Source organism: Pseudomonas sp. LBUM1656, assembly GCF_059716065.1.
The window spans coordinates 3979829-3997091 of record NZ_CP166800.1; the positions used below are offsets into that span (position 1 = coordinate 3979829).

General features: G+C 60.1%; 21 protein-coding genes and 1 pseudogene. 11 read left to right on the forward strand and 11 right to left on the reverse strand.

Going from position 1 to position 17263, the window contains the following annotated elements; translation table 11 throughout:
- Positions 1-55: 55 nt before the first annotated feature.
- Positions 56-1783, reverse strand: coding sequence for a gamma-glutamyltransferase (gene ggt, locus ACA072_RS18030; protein ID WP_497619567.1), 1728 nt, complete (start codon positions 1781-1783; stop codon positions 56-58).
- Between the two features lie 135 nt (positions 1784-1918).
- Here ggt and ACA072_RS18035 point away from each other — a divergent pair, with 135 nt between their 5' ends.
- Complete coding sequence (locus ACA072_RS18035) at positions 1919-2434, forward strand: methylated-DNA--[protein]-cysteine S-methyltransferase (RefSeq protein ID WP_497619568.1); 516 nt, start codon at positions 1919-1921, stop codon at positions 2432-2434.
- 204 nt (positions 2435-2638) lie between these two features.
- Here ACA072_RS18035 and ACA072_RS18040 read toward each other — a convergent pair whose 3' ends face one another.
- The 4 genes and pseudogenes from ACA072_RS18040 to ACA072_RS18055 all read right to left on the reverse strand — a co-directional run bounded on the left by ACA072_RS18040 (position 2639) and on the right by ACA072_RS18055 (position 5703).
- A complete protein-coding gene (locus tag ACA072_RS18040) occupies positions 2639-3226 on the reverse strand; it encodes an NUDIX domain-containing protein (protein WP_497619570.1) in 588 nt (195 codons plus the stop codon).
- A 140-nt stretch (positions 3227-3366) separates the two neighbouring features.
- Positions 3367-4368 (reverse strand): annotated as a pseudogene (locus tag ACA072_RS18045) (chitinase); the annotation flags it as partial.
- Positions 4369-4408: 40 nt separating this feature from the next.
- Entirely contained in the window at positions 4409-5044 is a 636-nt protein-coding gene (locus ACA072_RS18050; protein WP_497619572.1) for a lytic polysaccharide monooxygenase auxiliary activity family 9 protein, read from the reverse strand.
- Between the two features lie 221 nt (positions 5045-5265).
- Positions 5266-5703, reverse strand: a complete 438-nt coding sequence (locus tag ACA072_RS18055) for a hemerythrin domain-containing protein (protein WP_497619574.1) — start codon at positions 5701-5703, stop codon at positions 5266-5268.
- A 152-nt stretch (positions 5704-5855) separates the two neighbouring features.
- Here ACA072_RS18055 and ACA072_RS18060 point away from each other — a divergent pair, with 152 nt between their 5' ends.
- Entirely contained in the window at positions 5856-6287 is a 432-nt protein-coding gene (locus ACA072_RS18060) for a GNAT family N-acetyltransferase (protein ID WP_497619576.1), read from the forward strand.
- Between the two features lie 145 nt (positions 6288-6432).
- Here the strand turns inward: ACA072_RS18060 and ACA072_RS18065 are convergent, their stop codons facing one another.
- Entirely contained in the window at positions 6433-6783 is a 351-nt protein-coding gene (locus ACA072_RS18065; protein WP_497619578.1) for a hypothetical protein, read from the reverse strand.
- Positions 6784-6945: 162 nt separating this feature from the next.
- On the opposite strand from ACA072_RS18065, the gene ACA072_RS18070 reads away from it, so the two are divergent.
- The 9 genes from ACA072_RS18070 to ACA072_RS18110 all read left to right on the forward strand — a co-directional run bounded on the left by ACA072_RS18070 (position 6946) and on the right by ACA072_RS18110 (position 11969).
- Entirely contained in the window at positions 6946-7194 is a 249-nt protein-coding gene (locus tag ACA072_RS18070; protein WP_008154823.1) for a hypothetical protein, read from the forward strand.
- 21 nt (positions 7195-7215) lie between these two features.
- On the forward strand, positions 7216-7545 hold the full coding sequence (locus ACA072_RS18075; RefSeq protein WP_497619580.1) for a DUF6388 family protein: 330 nt from the start codon (positions 7216-7218) through the stop codon (positions 7543-7545).
- Positions 7546-7580: 35 nt separating this feature from the next.
- The gene (locus ACA072_RS18080; protein WP_497619582.1) at positions 7581-8285 is read left to right on the forward strand and encodes a YoaK family protein; all 705 of its coding nucleotides are present in this window, start codon (positions 7581-7583) and stop codon (positions 8283-8285) included.
- Positions 8286-8497: 212 nt separating this feature from the next.
- A complete protein-coding gene (gene tusD / locus ACA072_RS18085; RefSeq protein ID WP_497625010.1) occupies positions 8498-8890 on the forward strand; it encodes a sulfurtransferase complex subunit TusD in 393 nt (130 codons plus the stop codon).
- A 1-nt stretch (position 8891) separates the two neighbouring features.
- A complete protein-coding gene (tusC, locus tag ACA072_RS18090) occupies positions 8892-9254 on the forward strand; it encodes a sulfurtransferase complex subunit TusC (RefSeq protein WP_438658404.1) in 363 nt (120 codons plus the stop codon).
- A complete protein-coding gene (tusB, locus tag ACA072_RS18095; protein ID WP_497619585.1) occupies positions 9254-9547 on the forward strand; it encodes a sulfurtransferase complex subunit TusB in 294 nt (97 codons plus the stop codon). The genes tusC and tusB overlap by 1 nt, the downstream gene beginning before the upstream one ends.
- Positions 9544-9879: a TusE/DsrC/DsvC family sulfur relay protein gene (locus ACA072_RS18100; protein ID WP_497619587.1), complete on the forward strand. Its 336-nt coding sequence runs from the start codon at positions 9544-9546 to the stop codon at positions 9877-9879. Before tusB ends, ACA072_RS18100 begins: the two co-directional genes overlap by 4 nt.
- Positions 9876-10877, forward strand: a complete 1002-nt coding sequence (locus ACA072_RS18105; RefSeq protein ID WP_497619589.1) for a glycosyl transferase family protein — start codon at positions 9876-9878, stop codon at positions 10875-10877. Before ACA072_RS18100 ends, ACA072_RS18105 begins: the two co-directional genes overlap by 4 nt.
- 90 nt (positions 10878-10967) lie before the next feature.
- Positions 10968-11969: a glutathione S-transferase family protein gene (locus ACA072_RS18110; RefSeq protein ID WP_497619591.1), complete on the forward strand. Its 1002-nt coding sequence runs from the start codon at positions 10968-10970 to the stop codon at positions 11967-11969.
- A 131-nt stretch (positions 11970-12100) separates the two neighbouring features.
- On the opposite strand, the gene cysG is transcribed toward ACA072_RS18110, so the two are convergent.
- From cysG to lolA, 5 genes are all read right to left on the reverse strand, one after another.
- Positions 12101-13495, reverse strand: a complete 1395-nt coding sequence (gene cysG / locus ACA072_RS18115) for a siroheme synthase CysG (protein WP_497619593.1) — start codon at positions 13493-13495, stop codon at positions 12101-12103.
- Positions 13496-14776 carry a serine--tRNA ligase gene (gene serS / locus ACA072_RS18120; RefSeq protein WP_497619595.1) on the reverse strand — a complete coding sequence of 427 codons (1281 nt, stop codon included), beginning with the start codon at positions 14774-14776 and terminating at the stop codon, positions 13496-13498.
- A gap of 15 nt (positions 14777-14791) precedes the next feature.
- Positions 14792-15166, reverse strand: coding sequence for a fluoride efflux transporter CrcB (gene crcB, locus ACA072_RS18125; RefSeq protein WP_461954768.1), 375 nt, complete (start codon positions 15164-15166; stop codon positions 14792-14794).
- Positions 15166-16488, reverse strand: a complete 1323-nt coding sequence (locus tag ACA072_RS18130; RefSeq protein WP_123366312.1) for a replication-associated recombination protein A — start codon at positions 16486-16488, stop codon at positions 15166-15168. The genes crcB and ACA072_RS18130 overlap by 1 nt, the downstream gene beginning before the upstream one ends.
- A 142-nt stretch (positions 16489-16630) precedes the next feature.
- The gene (gene lolA, locus ACA072_RS18135) at positions 16631-17254 is read right to left on the reverse strand and encodes an outer membrane lipoprotein periplasmic chaperone LolA (RefSeq protein WP_007904916.1); all 624 of its coding nucleotides are present in this window, start codon (positions 17252-17254) and stop codon (positions 16631-16633) included.
- Positions 17255-17263 lie beyond the last annotated feature (9 nt).

A 17263-nucleotide genomic window follows, 5' to 3' on the forward strand; every position in this document is an offset into this window, starting at 1 on the left:
GCTACAGGTCGGTCGGGCCACCCTCGGAGATCGAGGGTGGCCATGGTGTTACGACTCAGTAGCCGAGGGACAACCCGGTATTCCTGCGCGGGTCATTGGCCCCGTAGAAGCGATTCTTGCCCACCGGTTTGCCTTCCAGCGAAGGCGCACCCACCAGAATCGCCGCTACATGGTTGGCATCCTGCGGCCCGGCAAATTTGTGGCCCCAGCTTTCGAGCATCTTCACTGTGTCCGGACTGGTGGTGAAGGTTTCCAGGTTGGTCTCTTCCGGCAGCCATTGCTGGTGGAAACGCGGTGCATCGACCGCTTCCTGGATGTTCATGCCGTAGTCGATCACGTTGAGGATGGTCAGCAAGGTCGCGGTGATGATGCGACTGCCGCCGGGGGTGCCGACGACCATGACCACTTTGCCGTCTTTGGTGACGATGGTCGGGCTCATGGACGACAGCGGTGCCTTGCCGGGCGCGATGGCGTTGGCTTCGCCTTGCACCAGGCCGTACATGTTGGGCACGCCGATTTTCGAGGTGAAGTCGTCCATTTCGTCGTTGAGGATGACCCCGGTTTTGCTGGCCATGACCCCGGCGCCGAACCAGTCGTTGAGGGTGTAGGTCACCGACACCGCGTTGCCCCATTTGTCGACGATGGAGTAATGCGTGGTGTTGCTGCCTTCATGGGGGGCTACGCCGGGCTTCAGTTCGCTGGATATGGCGGCCTTTTTCGGATCAATCGCGGCGCGGATTTTGGTCGCGTAGTTCTTGTCGAGCAGGTGGGCGATCGGGTTTTTCACGAAGTCCGGGTCGCCGAGGTAGCTGTTGCGGTCCACATACGCGTGGCGCATCGCTTCGATCTGGTAATGCATGCCTTGGGCCGAACGGTAACCCAGGTCTTTCATCGGGTAGCCGTCGAGGATGTTCATGATCTCGCAGATCACCACACCACCGGAGCTTGGCGGCGGTGCCGAAACCACATGATAGCCACGGTAGTCGCACTCGATCGGCGCCAGCTCACGGGTCTTGTATTTGTCGAGGTCGGCCTGGGTGATGATGCCCTTGTTGGCCTGGCTGGAGGTGACGATGGCGTCGGCCACCCACCCTTTGTAGAAACCGTCTTCGCCCTTCTCGGAAATTTCCCGCAGGGTTTTCGCCAGGTCCTTCTGCACCAGTTTTTGCCCGACCTGCATTGGCTCGCCATTGCTCAGGAAGATCGCGCCGGAATCCTTGATGTCCTTCTTGAACACGTCAGTGGCGTATTCCAGCAATTCGACATCGCCCTGCTCAAGCACGAATCCGTCTTCGGCGAGCTTGATCGCCGGGGCGATCACTTCCTTGCGGGGTTTGGTGCCGTATTTCTTCAGGGCCAGTTCCATGCCGGACACCGTGCCGGGCACGCCAACGGCCAAGTGGCCTCGGGTACTCAGATCCGGTACGACATTGCCCTCTTTATCGAGGTACATGTTGGCGGTGGCGGCAAGGGGAGCTTTTTCACGGAAATCGAGGAAGGTCTTACGCCCGTCCGCCAGCTGAACGGTCATGAAACCACCGCCACCCAGGTTACCCGCTGCGGGATAGACCACCGCCAGCGCATAACCCACCGCGACGGCGGCATCGACGGCGTTGCCACCATTCTTGAGCACATCGACGCCCACATGGGAGGCCAGATGCTGGGCCGTGACGACCATACCGTTTTCGGCCGCAACCGGGGCCACGGAGGCCGCATAAGCACTGAGGCAGCTGAGCGCCAAGGAGGTCGCCATCAGCGATTTGGCAAAAGGTTCGAACTTCATGAGTCGGTCTCTTCTTTTTTTAAGTAGGAAAGCGCTTCAAGAGCAGTAGGCAGTATGGCTGGGATTACGTATTGCGCCTCCCCGTCGAGGCAGTATGCTTGGCCTCTGTTCAGCCCTTCTGCGGAGTTCGCCAGCATGACTTACACCTTCACCACCATGGCGTCTCCGGTCGGCGAGCTGAAGCTGGTTGCGAAAGATTCAAGACTGGCAGCCATCCTCTGGGAAAACGACAAGACGAATCGCGTACGGCTCGGGCCGATGAGTGAAGCGTCGGACAACCCGATCCTGGTGCGCGCCGTTCAACAGCTGCAGGAGTACTTTGCCGGCACGCGAAATCGCTTCGAGCTGGAACTGGATTTTGCCGGGACGGAGTTTCAGAAGAAGGTGTGGCAGGCGCTGCTGACTATTCCGTTTGGCGAGACGCGCAGTTACAGCGAGATTGCCGAGCAGATTGGCAATCCGAGTGCGGTCCGGGCGGTGGGCGCGGCGAACGGCAAGAACCCGATCTCGATTATCGCGCCGTGCCATCGGGTGATTGGGGCGTCCGGGAAACTCACCGGGTTTGCCGGGGGGCTTGAGGCGAAGGAACGGTTGTTGACGCTGGAGGGGTGCGAGTGGTCTGGGGTTAGCCGGACAGGCGAATTGTTCTGACTGACCAAAACACCTGTAGCAGCTGTCGAGCACCGCGAGGCAGCGTTCGGTGCGGGCCGCGTTCGGACGAAGCCGTCGTGAGATCCGGTAACGCGGTGTTCAGGGATATCTCGTGCTCAGGTTTTACGACGGCTGCGTCCGAACGCGGCCCGCACCGAACGCTGCCTCGCGGTGCTCGACAGCTGCTACAGGGGAAAGCGTCGTTCAGTCGAAGATGTTTTTCATCGCCGCATACTGCAGCAACATGATGGTCTTCGCATCGCAGATCTCCCCGCGATAAAACGCCTCGAGCGCCTCGTCGAATGTCCACTCCAGCACTTCCAGTTCTTCGGTCTCTTCTTCCAGCCCGCCGCCCTCGCTGACTTTCGACGCAGCGTCATATTCGGCGATGAAGAAGTGCAATTTTTCGGTGACCGAGCCTGGACTCATGTAGGCCTCGAAGACCTTTTGCACGTGGTGAACGCGATAGCCGGTTTCTTCTTCGGCTTCGGCGCGGATGCGTTCTTCAGGTGCCGCGCCTTCGAGCAGCCCCGCCGCCACTTCAATCAGCAAACCATCGTGGCCGTTGACGAACACCGGCAGTCGAAACTGGCGCGTCAGGACGACGGTTCTTTTCTCGCGGTTGAACAACAGAATCGCCACGCCATTGCCACGGTCATACACCTCGCGGGTCTGACGCTGCCAGTCGCCGTTGTTACGCAGATAGTCGAAGGTGATTTTCTTCAGCAGGTACCAGTCGTGGGACAACACCTGGGACTCGATGATGTTGACCCGCTCGGCTGTGTTCGCCATCACAACGCATCCTTTTTTCGTCAGAAGATCCCCATGGTAGGCGAAAACCAAAAAGCCCGGCATCTCTGCCGGGCTTCTTTTTACGGGTGGCTCGCGACGTCAGGCAGCGTACTGCCTTCATGGGAAGAGAACTGCTTGCCATTGATCAACGGCCCATAACGACGGCTGAACTCCCAGTTATAAGGCACATGGTCCTTATTGACCCCGTTGTCCCAATTCACCGACCAGGTCATCAGCCCCTTGATCGAAAGACCCTTGGCGTCGAGACGTTTGAAGGCGTTCACCACGGCCGACGGGTTGATCACGTAACCGGTAGCCGCCGCGTCGACGTTGGCGGGAAGGCCGATCACGAACTTGTCCGCCGGGATCTTCGTAAACCCGCGAGTACCGCTCACCAGGCTTTCTGTCAGGTAATACAGGAAGTCCTCTTTCAGCGCGTCGTTGTTCTGGGCAATCCACGCGCCATTGCCGTTGTTGGTTTCCGGCACCCAGATCCCGTCACCGCCCTGGTTGTAATACTGCGGGGCGATGAAGTCGTAATAGCCTTCCAGGGCCTGGAGGTAGCCGACGTATTTGCCGGCAGTGGTCAGGTACGGAAACTCCGGGGCCATGCTGATGATGAAGTGTTTGCCTTCACCGGCGTAATGGTCTTTGACCCGCTTCAGCGCGGCAGGCAGGACGGTCTTGTTGTCCGCGAAATCAATCGCACTCTGTTCAAGATCGATGTCCAGCCCATCGAAGCCGTAGGTTTCCACCAGACGGATGATTTCATTGGCCAGTGGCTGTTCGTTGCCTTTGTGCAACTCGATGTGCGCGTCGGCACCACCGAGGGAAATCAGCACCGCCCTGCCCTGGCTGTTCAGCACGCCGACCTGGCGACGGAACTCGGCGTCAGACAGGTTGTAAGGTTTGAAGGTCGGGATGCCGTTGCCCTTCATGAAAGCCACGGCCACCACGTTGTAATCCTTGGGCACATCCTGCAGCGCAATGTTGCCGAACTGGCCGCGCTGGTAACCGTCGCTCGAGCCGGCGGGCCAGTTGTGCCAGAAGCCCATGAGGATCTTTTTGCCGGCAATACTCGGCATCAACGACGCTGCATCGGCCAGTGGCGATTTCAATAACGTAAAGTCGAAAGTTGACATGTTCTATTCCTTGAACGTGTGGGGTTTGAACACCGCGGGCTTACTTGAAGTCCACGTCGAACGCTTGGTAGAAGGCGTTGCCGGTGTTGGCCACGATCCACATCAGCACGATGACATGATGGCCCTTCTTGTTGCCCGGCAATTTCACTTCGTGGTTGACCTTGGCCTTCATCTCGGCGGAATGGCTGTAGTACGGGACTTGGGTGTAGAAATCGTCATAGAACGATTTCGGCTCCAGTTGCGCACGGCTGATGCGCTGTTTCGGGTTCCAGCCATCCTTGGTGATGAACCAGCTGTAACCGCGGGTGACGTGGGGCGCGGTGTATTCCCAGGTGACCTTGAAGGTCTGGCCCGGATCGACGTTCAGCAAAGGCCAGGTAAATGGGCGGCCGAGCTTGAGGCTCATTTCTTCGTTGGTGAAGTTGATGCAGTCACGGGCGTCCGTCTTGCCACCGCTGAGGATATTGCCATCAGCGGGTGGCGTAACACTGTCACTGTCCGTTTGATACGGCGCCGCAAATGGCCCCGCCGTCAGCGACGGGAAGTTCTTGCCACCTTCCATTTCGTTGACTTGCCAGTTACCCAGCAGCCCCAGCTCGACGGCGACCGCACCGCGGCTGGAGGGCGAAGTGACACGACCGTGTCGAAGTTGGGTTTGAGTCTGTGGCTGGTTCATGTTTTTCACTCCGTTGATTTAAGAACTCTCCTTCCTGAGGAGAGGCCTTCAACCTAACGGAGCTGCTTTTTTTGTCCACCGACCCATTTTTGGCCCGGATCAGCCTGGCGTGGCAAACCACTCGCAAATACTGGATATAAAACCAGTACTCTGATCCAAGTCCTACGCCCGATGTAGCAGATGGATTACAACGCAAGGCAGCAATGAGGCCATGGTGCCGCTCAGGAAAGCTGTGCCTTGTATTCTTTCTCGTACTGGCCGGCCAGGGACTCTTTCTGCTTGTCGTCGAGCAGTTTGCCGGCCATCTGGAAGAACTTCTGCTCTTCCTCTTCCAAGTGGTGATGGACCTTCTCGGACAGCTTCTTGGCGGTCGCGAGCCAGGCCGGGCTGGACATTTCCGTCTCATCCAGCTCTTCCATCATTTCGTCCATCTCGTGATGCTCGGAGATCGCGTGACGACTGAGATCGACACCGTTGTCGAACTCCATCAGCGGGATGTAGAAATGGCGTTCCTCGGCGGTTTCGTGGGCCTGGAGTTCGGACTTGAGCTGTTTGTAAGCCTCGACCCGCTCCGGGGTGTCGCCGCTGGTCTTGATGAGTGCTTTGGCATAGGTGCGCTGGCGGTCGTGACTTTCACGCAGGGCTTCAAAAATATTCACGGGTGATCCTCATTGGCCGCGTTCTGGAATGACGCTGTTTAGGCTAGACATCCGGGCGCGAGCGAGGGTTCCACTTGAAGCGCTGGATCAACCGCCGGGGCACACGTTAGGCTGGTGGATGTTGTCCCCTCATGGCCATAAGGATTTAGCTGATGGAACTGCGAATCGAACAGTCGCAAAACCCCACCGAAGCCGAAGAGCAGGCGATTCTGCTGCCGTTGCGCGCCTATAACGCCTCAAAGGCCGGCGTCTCGAAGCAGGAGCCTATTGCGTTGCTGGTCCGCGACGAAAAAGACGAGATTCTCGGCGGTTTGTATGGCCGGGTTTTCTACAAGTGGTTATACATCGAGTTGCTGTCTGTGCCGGAACAGGGCCGAGGACAGGGCATAGGCACCCGGCTGATGCGAATGGCTGAGGACCTGGCACGGGAGAAGCAATGCGTCGGGGTCTGGCTCGATACCTTCGACTTCCAGGCACCGGGGTTCTACAAGAAGCTGGGCTATAGCGAGGTTGGCCAGATTGTCGACTACCCGCCGGGGCATAAGCGCTTCTTTTTCCAGAAGCGCCTGATCAACGACGTATAACCCGCTCATAGGATCCACACCCTCCAACTGTGGGAGCTAGCCTGCTGGCGATAGCGTTGGTCAGTCGACATCTCTGTTGAATGATGAACCGCTATCGCTAGCAGGCTAGCTCCCACAGTTGGACGGTGCGGGTCAACGCTTCGGATCAGAGGCAGGTCGCGAGCGCCGCCAGGCGGCGCTTGGCCACAAAGTCATCCTGCTGCGCGTAGTAACTCAACACGGTACCGGAAGCATCGGTGGTCACGTCCACAAAAGACTCCGCTGAACGCGTGTAGACGGTGGCCCCACCCTTCTTGCCCGGCTGCAAATAAGCGCCGGCGTCGACACCGAACACCGCCTCGTCCTGCCAGGAAAACTGCACACACTGGGCGACGACTTTTTCCGGTTTGTCCGAGTTCAGGGTTTTGTAAGGGGCTTTGGTGCGGGCATCGTTCATCACCGAGCCGGCGCATCCCGCCAGCAACGTTGCGGCCAGCGCCACCATCAGAATTCGCATTGTGTTCGCTCATCAAGAAAAAGCGGACTGTATCACCGTGGCACGGCGTATCGTTCTGCTTTACTTCATTTATACCGCGACACCGAGTGACGATTCGCGCACCCTGTCGCGCCATTAACGTTGCATCGCCCATTTTTTCGGGCTTATTTTTCTGGAAAGGTCATGACACCCAACGCCGAGTATTACAAACCAACCGCCGAATACGCTGACAAGCTGATCAGCCAGATCGGTCAGACGCCGTCCTGGATTGCCAAGCGAATCGGCGTCACCGACAAACGAATCCGTTACATCCTCGACGGCGAACGCACCGTCAAAGGCGAAACCACGCCGATCCAGATGACCTACCCCGAGCAGTTTGCCCTCGAGTGCCTGGCCGCAGCGGCTAAGGCCAGCAAGAAGCAATCTTCGTAAACCCAGCCTCAAGGAGCGACCATGGCGGCAACCGAACAGCAACACGAGCAGGCGCTGAAGAAGTTTCTTGATGAGCGCCCCGAGTTGCGCCACGAACTCGACAACCTCAACCCGCTGTTGGCTCAGGCCAAGGGCGAGACTGGCGAGCAGTACCGCGACGAGCGTTTGCATGAAGCCTTCGAAGCCGAGGCCGAGCGCCTGGGTCTGTTTGCCTGGGAGCTGACCTTGCAACTGACCGCCGCGACGGCGGAGGACTATCAGTCCCAACGCATGGAAGTGCACAAGGAAGTGGCCGAGATGGCCGGTATGGACTGGCTGGAGTATTGCGAGTTATATGGATTGACCAAGTGACCATGACGGTCGCTGCCTGAGGACGACTTCCGCCGATGTTGCCATCCCTTTCGACTTCTCGCGCCAGTCCGGGCCATCTGCATATCCAGAAATGGCGCGGACGCATCGGCATGGCGCTGGTGGCTGCCCTCTCGGTGCTCGCCGGCATGACCGATGCCATCGGATTCATGGCCAGCGGCGATTTTGTCTCCTTCATGAGCGGCAACACCACCCGCCTCGCCGTGGCCATCAGCGACGGCGATCTGGGCTTGACCTTACGCCTGTTGATCCTCGTGACCACCTTCATCGTCGGCAACGCCCTGGGCATTGTCGTCAGCCGCCTCGGTGGCCGCCGGGCGCTGCCCTTGCTGCTGTGCATCGCGATGCTGCTCTGCGGCGCCGCAGCCTGGCCTTATGACCAACAATTGCCGGCGCTGCTGGCAGCCATCATCGCCATGGGCATGCTCAATGCGGCGGTGGAAGAAGTGAACGGCCTGCCGGTCGGCCTCACTTACGTCACCGGCGCCCTGTCGCGGTTTGGCCGTGGGCTGGGGCGATGGATGCTTGGAGAGCGGCGTAATGGCTGGCGGGTTCAGTTGGTTCCCTGGACCGGGATGTTTGCCGGTGCCGTGCTGGGCGCGGTGCTGGAACATCACCTTGGGCTCAAGGCATTGTTTGTCAGCGGGTTGCTGGCGGGGGCGATCGGGTTGCTGTCGCTGAAGATTCCGCGGCGGTGGCAGTTGGGTTACATGCCTCGTTAGATCCAACATTTCAGCTGCCCGGTAGTCCGCTTTCGCGAGCAAGCCCGCTCCCACATTTGACCGCGTTCAGCCAGAGATTCATGGTCGGACACAAATCGAGTGTGGGAGCGGGCTTGCTCGCGAAGGGGGCGACTCGGTGTCAGGGAAAACGCCCTTCGCCGCACCCGCGATAAAGCTTTATCATGGCCACAGTTTTGCTGATCGAGTCCGTCATGAAGTTCGCCATCGCGCTGTTTTCCGCCGCCCATGCGCCCTCCTCGCGCCGTGCCTTGCTGTTTGCCCAGGCTGCGCTGGCCGGCGGGCATGAGATTGTCCGGCTGTTTTTCTATCAGGACGGCGTCTATAACGCTTCCGGTAGCGTGGTGACGCCACAGGACGAGCTGGACCTGCCCAAGCAATGGCGGGCCTTTGTCACCGAGCATCAACTGGACGGCGTCGTGTGCATCGCCGCCGCCCTGCGCCGTGGCGTGTTGAACGAAGAGGAAGCCGGGCGCTATCAGCGTGACGCCGTTGCCGTGGCCGCGCCGTGGGAATTGTCCGGCCTCGGCCAGTTGCATGATGCGGTGCAAGACGCTGACCGTCTGATCTGTTTCGGAGGCGCTTGAGATGGCTAAATCCTTGCTGATCATCAGCCGTCAGGCCCCGTGGTCCGGGCCGAGCGCGCGGGAAGCGCTGGACATCGTGCTGGCCGGCGGCGCGTTCGACCTGCCGATTGGCTTGCTGTTTCTCGATGACGGGGTGTTCCAGCTCGCCGCGAAACAGGACGCCAAGGCGTTGCAACAGAAAGACCTGAGCGCCAACCTGCAAGCGTTGCCGATGTTCGGTGTTGAAGACCTGTTTGTGTGTGGCGACAGCGCTGCCGAACGGGGTCTGGACCTCAACGGTCGCTCGCTTGAAGAAGCCCAGGTGCTGGCCGCTCAGGAAATTACTGCACTTATTGACCGTTACGACCAGGTGATCACCCTCTGATGTCGACTTTGCATGTGTTGTCTCATTCCCCGTTCGGCGACGATCGCCTGACCAGTTGCCTGCGTGTGATCGGCGCCAACGACGCATTGTTGCTGACCGGTGACGCGGTGTATGCGCTGCAGCCGGGCACTGCGCCGTTCAACGCGCTGAACGCTCGCCCGTTAAAACTGTTCGTACTGGCCGAAGATGCCGAGGCTCGTGCGCTGGAGATTCCTGACACGGCCAAAGACATTGATTACCCAGCTTTCGTCGAGCTGTCGATTCACTACGACAAGGTCAACAGCTGGCTATGAATTCCCTGACCGTCGGCGCTCGCGCCATCGAATTGGACAAGGACGGTTTCCTGGTCGAACTCAGTGACTGGTCGAACGAGGTGGCCACCGCCCTCGCCGCCGCTGAAGACATCGAACTGAGTCCCGATCACTGGGAAGTCCTCCAATTGCTGCGCAGCTTCTATGCCGAATTCCAGCTGTCACCGGCCACCCGCCCGCTGATCAAGTACACCGCGCTGAAACTTGGCCCGGAAAAAGGCAACAGCCTGCACCTGAATAAACTGTTCAAAGGCACACCTGCCAAACTCGCCGCGAAACTGGCGGGTCTGCCCAAACCGACGAATTGCTTATGACTGATTTTCCAGCGCTGACCCTCGAAACGCCCGCCGAACACCCGTTCGCCCAGTTCGTGCGGATTCTCGGCAAAGGCAAACGTGGCGCCCGCGATCTGACCCGGGCCGAAGCGCGTGAAGCCATGGGCATGGTGCTCGACGACAAGGTCGAGGACACCCAGCTCGGCGCGTTCCTGATGCTGTTGCGGCACAAGGAAGAAAGTGCCGAGGAAATGGCCGGCTTCACCGAAGCCCTGCGTGAACGGTTGAACTCGCCAGCCTTGGCGGTGGATCTGGACTGGCCGACGTATGCCGGCAAGAAGCGTCATCTGCCGTGGTACCTGCTGGCGGCCAAATGCCTGGCGCAGAACGGTGTGCGCATCTTCATGCATGGCGCTGGCGCCCACACGGCCGGTCGGCTGTACAGCGAGCAATTGCTGGAAGGGTTGAACATTCCGCTGTGCCGCGACTGGCAGCAGGTGGGCACGGCACTCGATAACGGTGGCCTGGCGTTCATGCCGCTGGTGGACTGGGCGCCGCAACTGCAACGGATGATCGACCTGCGTAACACCTTGGGCCTGCGTTCGCCGATCCATTCCCTCACCCGGATCCTCAATCCGCTGGGCGCTCGCTGTGGCCTGCAAAGCATTTTCCACCCCGGCTATCAGGCGGTGCATCGCGATGCCAGCGGCTTGCTTGGCGACACCGCGATTGTGGTCAAGGGCGATGGCGGCGAAATCGAGATCAACCCGGACGCCGACAGTCACCTGTATGGCACCACCGGCGGCGAAAGCTGGGACGAGGAATGGCCGCAGTTGTCGAGCCAACGCCACGTCAAACCGGCCTCGCTCGATCCTGAGCATTTGAAAGCCGTCTGGCGTGGTGATGTCGTCGATAGTTACCCGCAAATGGCCCTGATCTCGACCATGGCCCTCGCGTTGCGCGGCCTCGGTCACACCCGCGAACACGCCTTCGAAACCGCCCAGCAGTATTGGGACGCTCGGGACAGATCGATTTAACCGATCATAACCCTCCAACCTTTGCGCTATTTTATCGAACCTATGCGAATAGACTCCTCTCCAACGCTTATCGGTTGAGGAGTCTTGAACATGGGTTTGTTAGTTGAAGGTCGCTGGCAGGACCAGTGGTACGAAAGCAGCAAGGACGGCGCGTTCCAGCGTGAACAGGCGCAACGTCGCAACTGGCTGACTGCCGACGGCAAGCCCGGCCCGACGGGTGTCGGTGGCTTTGCAGCCGAGGCCGGCCGTTATCATCTCTACGTGTCCCTCGCCTGTCCGTGGGCGCATCGCACGCTGATCCTGCGCAAACTCAAAGGCCTCGAAAGCCTGATCGACGTCTCGGTGGTCAGCTGGTTGATGCTGGAAAACGGCTGGACCTTCGACCAGAACCTGGGCTCGACCGGCGACAAACTCGATCATTTCAATTTCATGCACCAGCGCTACACCGCCGATACCGCCGACTACACCGGCCGCGTCACCGTGCCAGTGCTCTGGGACAAACAGCAGAATCGCATCGTCAACAATGAATCGGCGGAGATCATCCGCATGTTCAATGGCGCCTTCGATGACCTGACCGGCAATGACCTGGATTTCTATCCGGCGCCGTTGCGCGGTGAGATCGATGCGCTGAATGAACGGATTTATCCGGCGGTGAACAACGGTGTTTATCGCGCCGGGTTCGCCACCTCGCAGGCAGCTTATGAAGAAGCGTTCGATGGATTGTTTGCGGAACTGGATCGATTGGAAGAGCTGTTAGGCGCCAACCGTTACCTGGTCGGCGAGTACCTGACCGAAGCCGATATTCGGCTGTTCACCACGCTGATTCGCTTTGATGCGGTGTATCACGGTCACTTCAAGTGCAACCTGCGGCGGATCGCCGATTATCCGAACCTGTCGAACTGGCTGCGGGAGATTTATCAATGGCCGGGGATTGCCGAGACGGTGGATTTCCAGCACATCAAAAATCACTACTACGGCAGCCACAAGACCATTAACCCGACGGGGGTTGTGCCAAAGGGGCCGGCGCAGGATTTCACGGCAACCCATGATCGGGCGCGGTTGAGTGGGAAAGGGGTTTGGCGCCGGGCCTGACAGACGATCGTTCCCACGCTCTGCGTGGGAATGCCGCCATGGACGCTCCGCGTCCGCTTCCGACACTGTGACGCAGAGCGTCACGGGATGCATTCCCACGCGGAGCGTGGGAACGATCAGTTCCGGGGTATTCAGACCTGCGCCTGAGCGCCCTCGAACCACGCCAGTTTCTCGCGCAGTTGCACCACTTCCCCAACAATCACCAGCGTTGGCGCATGCACTTCATGCTCCGCCACCAGCTGTGGAAGATCGGCCAAGGTGCCAGTAAACACCCGCTGATTGACCGTGGTGCCCTGCTGGATCAACGCTGCCGGGGTGTCAGCCCCGCGACCGTGCTTGATCAACTGTTCGCAAATGATCGGCAAGCCCACCAGTCCCATGTAAAACACCAGGGTTTGCGCCGGCGCGACCAGGTCGGCCCACGGCAAATCGGTGGAGCCGTCCTTCAAGTGCCCGGTGACAAATCGCACCGACTGCGCGTAATCACGGTGAGTCAGCGGAATCCCGGCGTACGCCGCGCAACCGCTGGCGGCCGTGATACCCGGCACCACCTGGAAAGGGATGCCCTGGGCTGCCAGTTCTTCAATCTCTTCACCGCCACGTCCGAAGATGAACGGATCACCGCCCTTCAATCGCACGACCCGCTTGCCTTGCTTGGCCAGATCCACCAGTTGCTGATTGATCTTGTCCTGAGGCACGGCGTGATCGGCGCGACGCTTGCCGACGTAGACCCGCTCGGCATCGCGACGGCACAAATCGAGAATGGCCGGGGCGACCAGACGGTCGTACAGCACCACATCGGCTTGCTGCATCAGGCGCAAGGCACGGAAGGTCAGCAAGTCTGGATCACCAGGACCTGCGCCCACCAAATACACTTCACCGGTAGCGACCGGCGCTTCGCCATTGATCTTGGCGAGCATCAAGCGTTCGGCTTCGGCGCCCTGCCCGGCCAGTTGCCGGTCGGCAATCGGGCCCTGGAATACATCTTCCCAGAACGCCCGACGCTGCTGCACATCCGGGAACAGGCCTTTGACCTGACTGCGAAAGCGCGCCGCCAGACCGGCCAGTTGACCGTAGGTGGAAGGAATCCAGGTTTCCAGCTTGGCGCGGATCAACCGCGCCAGCACCGGCGCGTCGCCGCCACTGGACACCGCAATAATCAAGGGAGAACGGTCGACGATCGCCGGGAAGATCACGCTGCACAAGGCTGGCGCATCCACCACGTTGACCGGTACGCAACGCCGATGGGCATCGGCGGAGACTTGCGCGTTCAGCGGTTCGTCGTCGGTGGCGGCAATGATCAGCCCGCAACCGTCCAGGTCCGCTTCGACGTAGCCCCGTAACAGGCACTCGCCACCGCTGCCGACAACCAGTTCGCGCAGCTGCGGTTCGATTTCAGGTGCAACCACCCGCAGCAGCGCACCGGCTTCGGCCAGCAGGCGGGATTTGCGCAAGGCAATTTCCCCGCCGCCGACGACCAACACACGACTGCCGCGAAGATTATGAAACAGCGGCAGATAGTCCATTTAGCCGATGACCTCGAGGCCACCCATGTACGGTTTCAGCACGTCAGGAACACGGATCGAACCGTCGGCCTGCTGGTAGTTTTCCAGCACCGCCACCAGCGTACGACCGACCGCCAGGCCGGAACCATTGAGGGTGTGAACCAGTTCAGGCTTGCCGGTTTCTGGGTTGCGGAAACGCGCTTGCATACGCCGGGCCTGGAAGTCGCCGCAGTTGGAGCACGACGAAATCTCGCGGTACTTGTCCTGGCTCGGAATCCACACTTCCAGGTCGTAGGTCTTGACCGCGCTGAAGCCCATGTCGCCGGTGCACAGCGCAATCGTGCGATATGGCAGTTCGAGCAATTGCAGAACTTTTTCGGCGTTGGCGGTCAGGCCTTCCAGCGCGTCCATCGAGGTCGACGGCTCAACGATCTGGACCATCTCGACCTTGTCGAACTGGTGCTGACGGATCATGCCGCGGGTGTCACGACCCGATGCACCGGCTTCACTGCGGAAGCATGGCGTGTGGGCGACGAACTTGATCGGCAGCAGTTTCGAATCGACGATCTCGCCGGCCACGATGTTGGTCAGCGACACTTCAGCGGTCGGGATCAGGTACAGATCGGCTTCGCCTTCGCGAGTGATCTTGAACAGATCTTCTTCGAATTTCGGCAACTGGCTGGTGCCCATCAAAGCAGGCGCCTGAACCAGATAAGGCGTGTAAGCCTCTTCGTAACCGTGTTCGCTGGTGTGCAGGTTGATCATGAACTGCGCCAGGGCGCGGTGCATGCGAGCGATCGGGCCGCGCAACAGGGCAAAGCGGGCGCCGGACAGCTTGGCGGCGGTTTCGAAGTCCAGCCAGCCGAACTTCTCGCCCAGGGCCACGTGGTCCTGAATCGGGAAATCGAAAGCGGTCGGGGTGCCCCAGCGGCGCACTTCGACGTTGCCGTCTTCGTCATCGCCGAGTGGCACGGACTCGTGCGGCAGGTTCGGGATGCCGAGCAGGATCGAATCCAGATCGGTCTGGATCCCGTCAAGCTCGACTTTACCGGCGCTCAACTCGTTCGCCATGCGCTCGACGTCGGCCATCAGCGGCGCGATGTCTTCGCCACGCTGCTTGGCCTGGCCGATGGATTTGGAGCGCGCATTACGTTCAGCCTGCAGTGCTTCGGTGCGGGTCTGGACGGTCTTGCGCTGTTCTTCCAGCGCTTCGATGCGCGCAACATCCAGCGTGTAGCCACGGGATGCCAGGCGGTCCGCTACGTCCTGAAGGTTGCTACGTAACAGTTTGGAATCGAGCATGTCGGTCTCTCGTTATCAAAGTTTGGTCAGGGACAGGCCAGCCCAGGTCGCGAGCAGCCCTCCGAATACGCTGATGGCAGCATAGCCCAGGGCCAGCGGCATTTGCCCGGTTTCAAGCAGGCGCACCGTATCCAGTGAAAAGGATGAAAAAGTCGTCAGCCCCCCGAGGAAGCCGACCATCAACCCGGCGCGCACCTCGATTGGCACCTCCGGGCGGATCAAAAACAGACCGTATAGAACGCCGATCAGCAAACAGCCGACGATATTAACGGCCAGCGTCGCGGTATAGAAGTGCCGCGGCCAATTAGCGTTGACCCAATTACCGGTGGCAAAGCGCAACAATGTTCCGGCGACACCGCCGACGGAGACCGCAATGACCAAAGGAATCACTATTTTCTCCGCTGCCGAGGGCTTAAACGGTCAAGTTGTGCGAGGTGATTGAGCTTTTCGCCGATCTTCAGCTCCAGGCCACGAGGCACTGGCTGATAGAACGGTTGCGGCTCGAGCTCTTCCGGGAAGTAGTCTTCGCCGGCGGCGTAAGCGTCCGGCTCATCGTGGGCGTAACGGTATTCATCGCCGTAACCCAATTGCTTCATCAGTTTGGTCGGTGCGTTGCGCAGGTGTAGCGGCACCTCCAGCGAACCATGTTCGGTGGCGCTGCGCAGGGCGGCCTTGAAACCCATGTACACCGCGTTGCTTTTCGGCGCGCAAGCCAGATACGTGATGGCCTGGGCCACCGCCAATTCACCTTCGGGGCTGCCGAGGCGCTCCTGCACTTCCCACGCCGCAAGGCACAGGCTCAGGGCGCGAGGGTCAGCATTGCCGATGTCCTCGCTGGCCATGCGCACCACGCGCCGGGCCAGGTACAGCGGATCGCAACCGCCGTCGATCATCCGCGCGAACCAGTACAACGCGCCGTCGGGATTGGAGCCGCGCACCGATTTATGCAGCGCGGAAATCTGGTCGTAGAACGCCTCGCCGCCCTTGTCGAACCGTCGGCGGGTATCGCCGAGCAGGCTTTGCAGCAGATCGACGCCGATCTCGCTGTTGTCTTCCGCCAGGTCCGAGGCGTTTTCCAACAGGTTGAGCAGACGGCGGCCATCGCCATCGGCGGCGGACAACAGCATCTGGAAGCCTTCATCGCTGAGGGTCAGTTGCCGTTTGCCCAGGCCACGCTCTTCGGTCAGCGCCCGATGCACCAATTTGCGCAGGGCTGCTTCGTCGAGGCTTTTGAGCACGTAGACGCGTGCCCGGGAGAGCAACGCGTTGTTGAGTTCGAACGAGGGGTTTTCCGTGGTTGCGCCGATGAAAATCAGCGTGCCGTCTTCAACGTAGGGCAGGAATGCATCCTGCTGCGACTTGTTGAAGCGGTGCACTTCATCGACGAACAGAATGGTGCGTTTGCCGTACTGCCCGGCCTGCTGCTTGGCGATTTCCACCGCCTGACGGATTTCCTTCACGCCGGCCAGCACCGCCGAAACCGTTTCGAAGTGCGCATCCGAGACTTCCGCCAGCAACCGCGCCAGGGTGGTTTTGCCCACGCCCGGCGGCCCCCAGAAGATCATCGAGTGCAGGGCGCCCTGCTCCAGGGCTTCGCGCAAAGGCTTGCCGCGAGCGAGCAGGTGTTCCTGACCGACGTACTCATCCAGATTGGCTGCACGCAGGCGTGCGGCCAAGGGCTGAGCTATCGGGGCGCTGCGAAACAGGTCCATCACTGCTTATGAAACCTCATTGTGAACACCGCATCCCCCTGTGGGAGCGGGCTTGCTCGCGAAAGCGGTGTGTCAGTCAACCTATGCGGCGACTGACACACCGCTTTCGCGAGCAAGCCCGCTCCCACAGGGGTTCTGCGTTTTATTCCTGGATCACGTCCGCGCCTTTCGGGATGTCGAACTTGAACTTGGACGCCGGGATCGGCTCGTTGGCCTTCACGCCGGTGAACAGGATGTTGGTGCGCTGGCCGACGCTGTCGATCAGTTGCATGTCATTGACCAGGCCATTGCGGAACGACAGACGCAGGCTGTCGAACAGGGTGTCCTTGGTTTTCGGCTTCAAGGTGAAGTCGATCACGCCGCCGGCTTCCTTGGCGCTGATGTCGAAGCTCTGGCTGATCTTGGACACGTCACCGGACAGCAGCAGCGCCGGGGTCTGGGTCAGGCGCTGGTCGAGGGTCTTGATGGTGACCTGCTCCAGGTCCGGGTCCCACAGGGACACTTTCTTGCCATCGGAAACCATCAACTGCTCTTGCGGTGCATCGGTGTGCCAGTAGAACAGGCCAGGACGCTGCAGGGACATTTGACCGGCCGTTTCCTGCAACTGGGTGCCACTGCCGTCGAGGGTCAGCTGCGAGAAACGTGCGGTCAGGGTCTGGGATTTTTCCAGCAATTGGGTCAGACGCGCCACGTCCTTGTCATCGGCGTGGGCCGAAAGCGTGGTCAAAGCCAGTACCGGCAGCAACAGCATGCGGATAAGACGCATGGGAGTCCT

Bases quoted from the DNA above. Each gene is read 5' to 3' on its own strand.
- ACA072_RS18070 (WP_008154823.1), top strand. From the start codon at position 6,946: ATGACACCCAACGCCGAGTATTACAAACCAACCGCCGAATACGCTGAC.
- tusC (WP_438658404.1), top strand. From the start codon at position 8,892: ATGGCTAAATCCTTGCTGATCATCAGCCGTCAGGCCCCGTGGTCCGGG.
- ACA072_RS18080 (WP_497619582.1), top strand. From the start codon at position 7,581: ATGTTGCCATCCCTTTCGACTTCTCGCGCCAGTCCGGGCCATCTGCAT.
- serS (WP_497619595.1), bottom strand. From the start codon at position 14,776: ATGCTCGATTCCAAACTGTTACGTAGCAACCTTCAGGACGTAGCGGAC.
- ACA072_RS18110 (WP_497619591.1), top strand. From the start codon at position 10,968: ATGGGTTTGTTAGTTGAAGGTCGCTGGCAGGACCAGTGGTACGAAAGC.
- ACA072_RS18105 (WP_497619589.1), top strand. From the start codon at position 9,876: ATGACTGATTTTCCAGCGCTGACCCTCGAAACGCCCGCCGAACACCCG.
- cysG (WP_497619593.1), bottom strand. From the start codon at position 13,495: ATGGACTATCTGCCGCTGTTTCATAATCTTCGCGGCAGTCGTGTGTTG.
- ACA072_RS18100 (WP_497619587.1), top strand. From the start codon at position 9,544: ATGAATTCCCTGACCGTCGGCGCTCGCGCCATCGAATTGGACAAGGAC.
- lolA (WP_007904916.1), bottom strand. From the start codon at position 17,254: ATGCGTCTTATCCGCATGCTGTTGCTGCCGGTACTGGCTTTGACCACG.
- ggt (WP_497619567.1), bottom strand. From the start codon at position 1,783: ATGAAGTTCGAACCTTTTGCCAAATCGCTGATGGCGACCTCCTTGGCG.
- ACA072_RS18130 (WP_123366312.1), bottom strand. From the start codon at position 16,488: ATGGACCTGTTTCGCAGCGCCCCGATAGCTCAGCCCTTGGCCGCACGC.
- ACA072_RS18040 (WP_497619570.1), bottom strand. From the start codon at position 3,226: ATGGCGAACACAGCCGAGCGGGTCAACATCATCGAGTCCCAGGTGTTG.
- ACA072_RS18035 (WP_497619568.1), top strand. From the start codon at position 1,919: ATGACTTACACCTTCACCACCATGGCGTCTCCGGTCGGCGAGCTGAAG.
- ACA072_RS18065 (WP_497619578.1), bottom strand. From the start codon at position 6,783: ATGCGAATTCTGATGGTGGCGCTGGCCGCAACGTTGCTGGCGGGATGC.
- ACA072_RS18060 (WP_497619576.1), top strand. From the start codon at position 5,856: ATGGAACTGCGAATCGAACAGTCGCAAAACCCCACCGAAGCCGAAGAG.
- tusB (WP_497619585.1), top strand. From the start codon at position 9,254: ATGTCGACTTTGCATGTGTTGTCTCATTCCCCGTTCGGCGACGATCGC.
- ACA072_RS18050 (WP_497619572.1), bottom strand. From the start codon at position 5,044: ATGAACCAGCCACAGACTCAAACCCAACTTCGACACGGTCGTGTCACT.
- tusD (WP_497625010.1), top strand. From the start codon at position 8,498: ATGAAGTTCGCCATCGCGCTGTTTTCCGCCGCCCATGCGCCCTCCTCG.
- ACA072_RS18075 (WP_497619580.1), top strand. From the start codon at position 7,216: ATGGCGGCAACCGAACAGCAACACGAGCAGGCGCTGAAGAAGTTTCTT.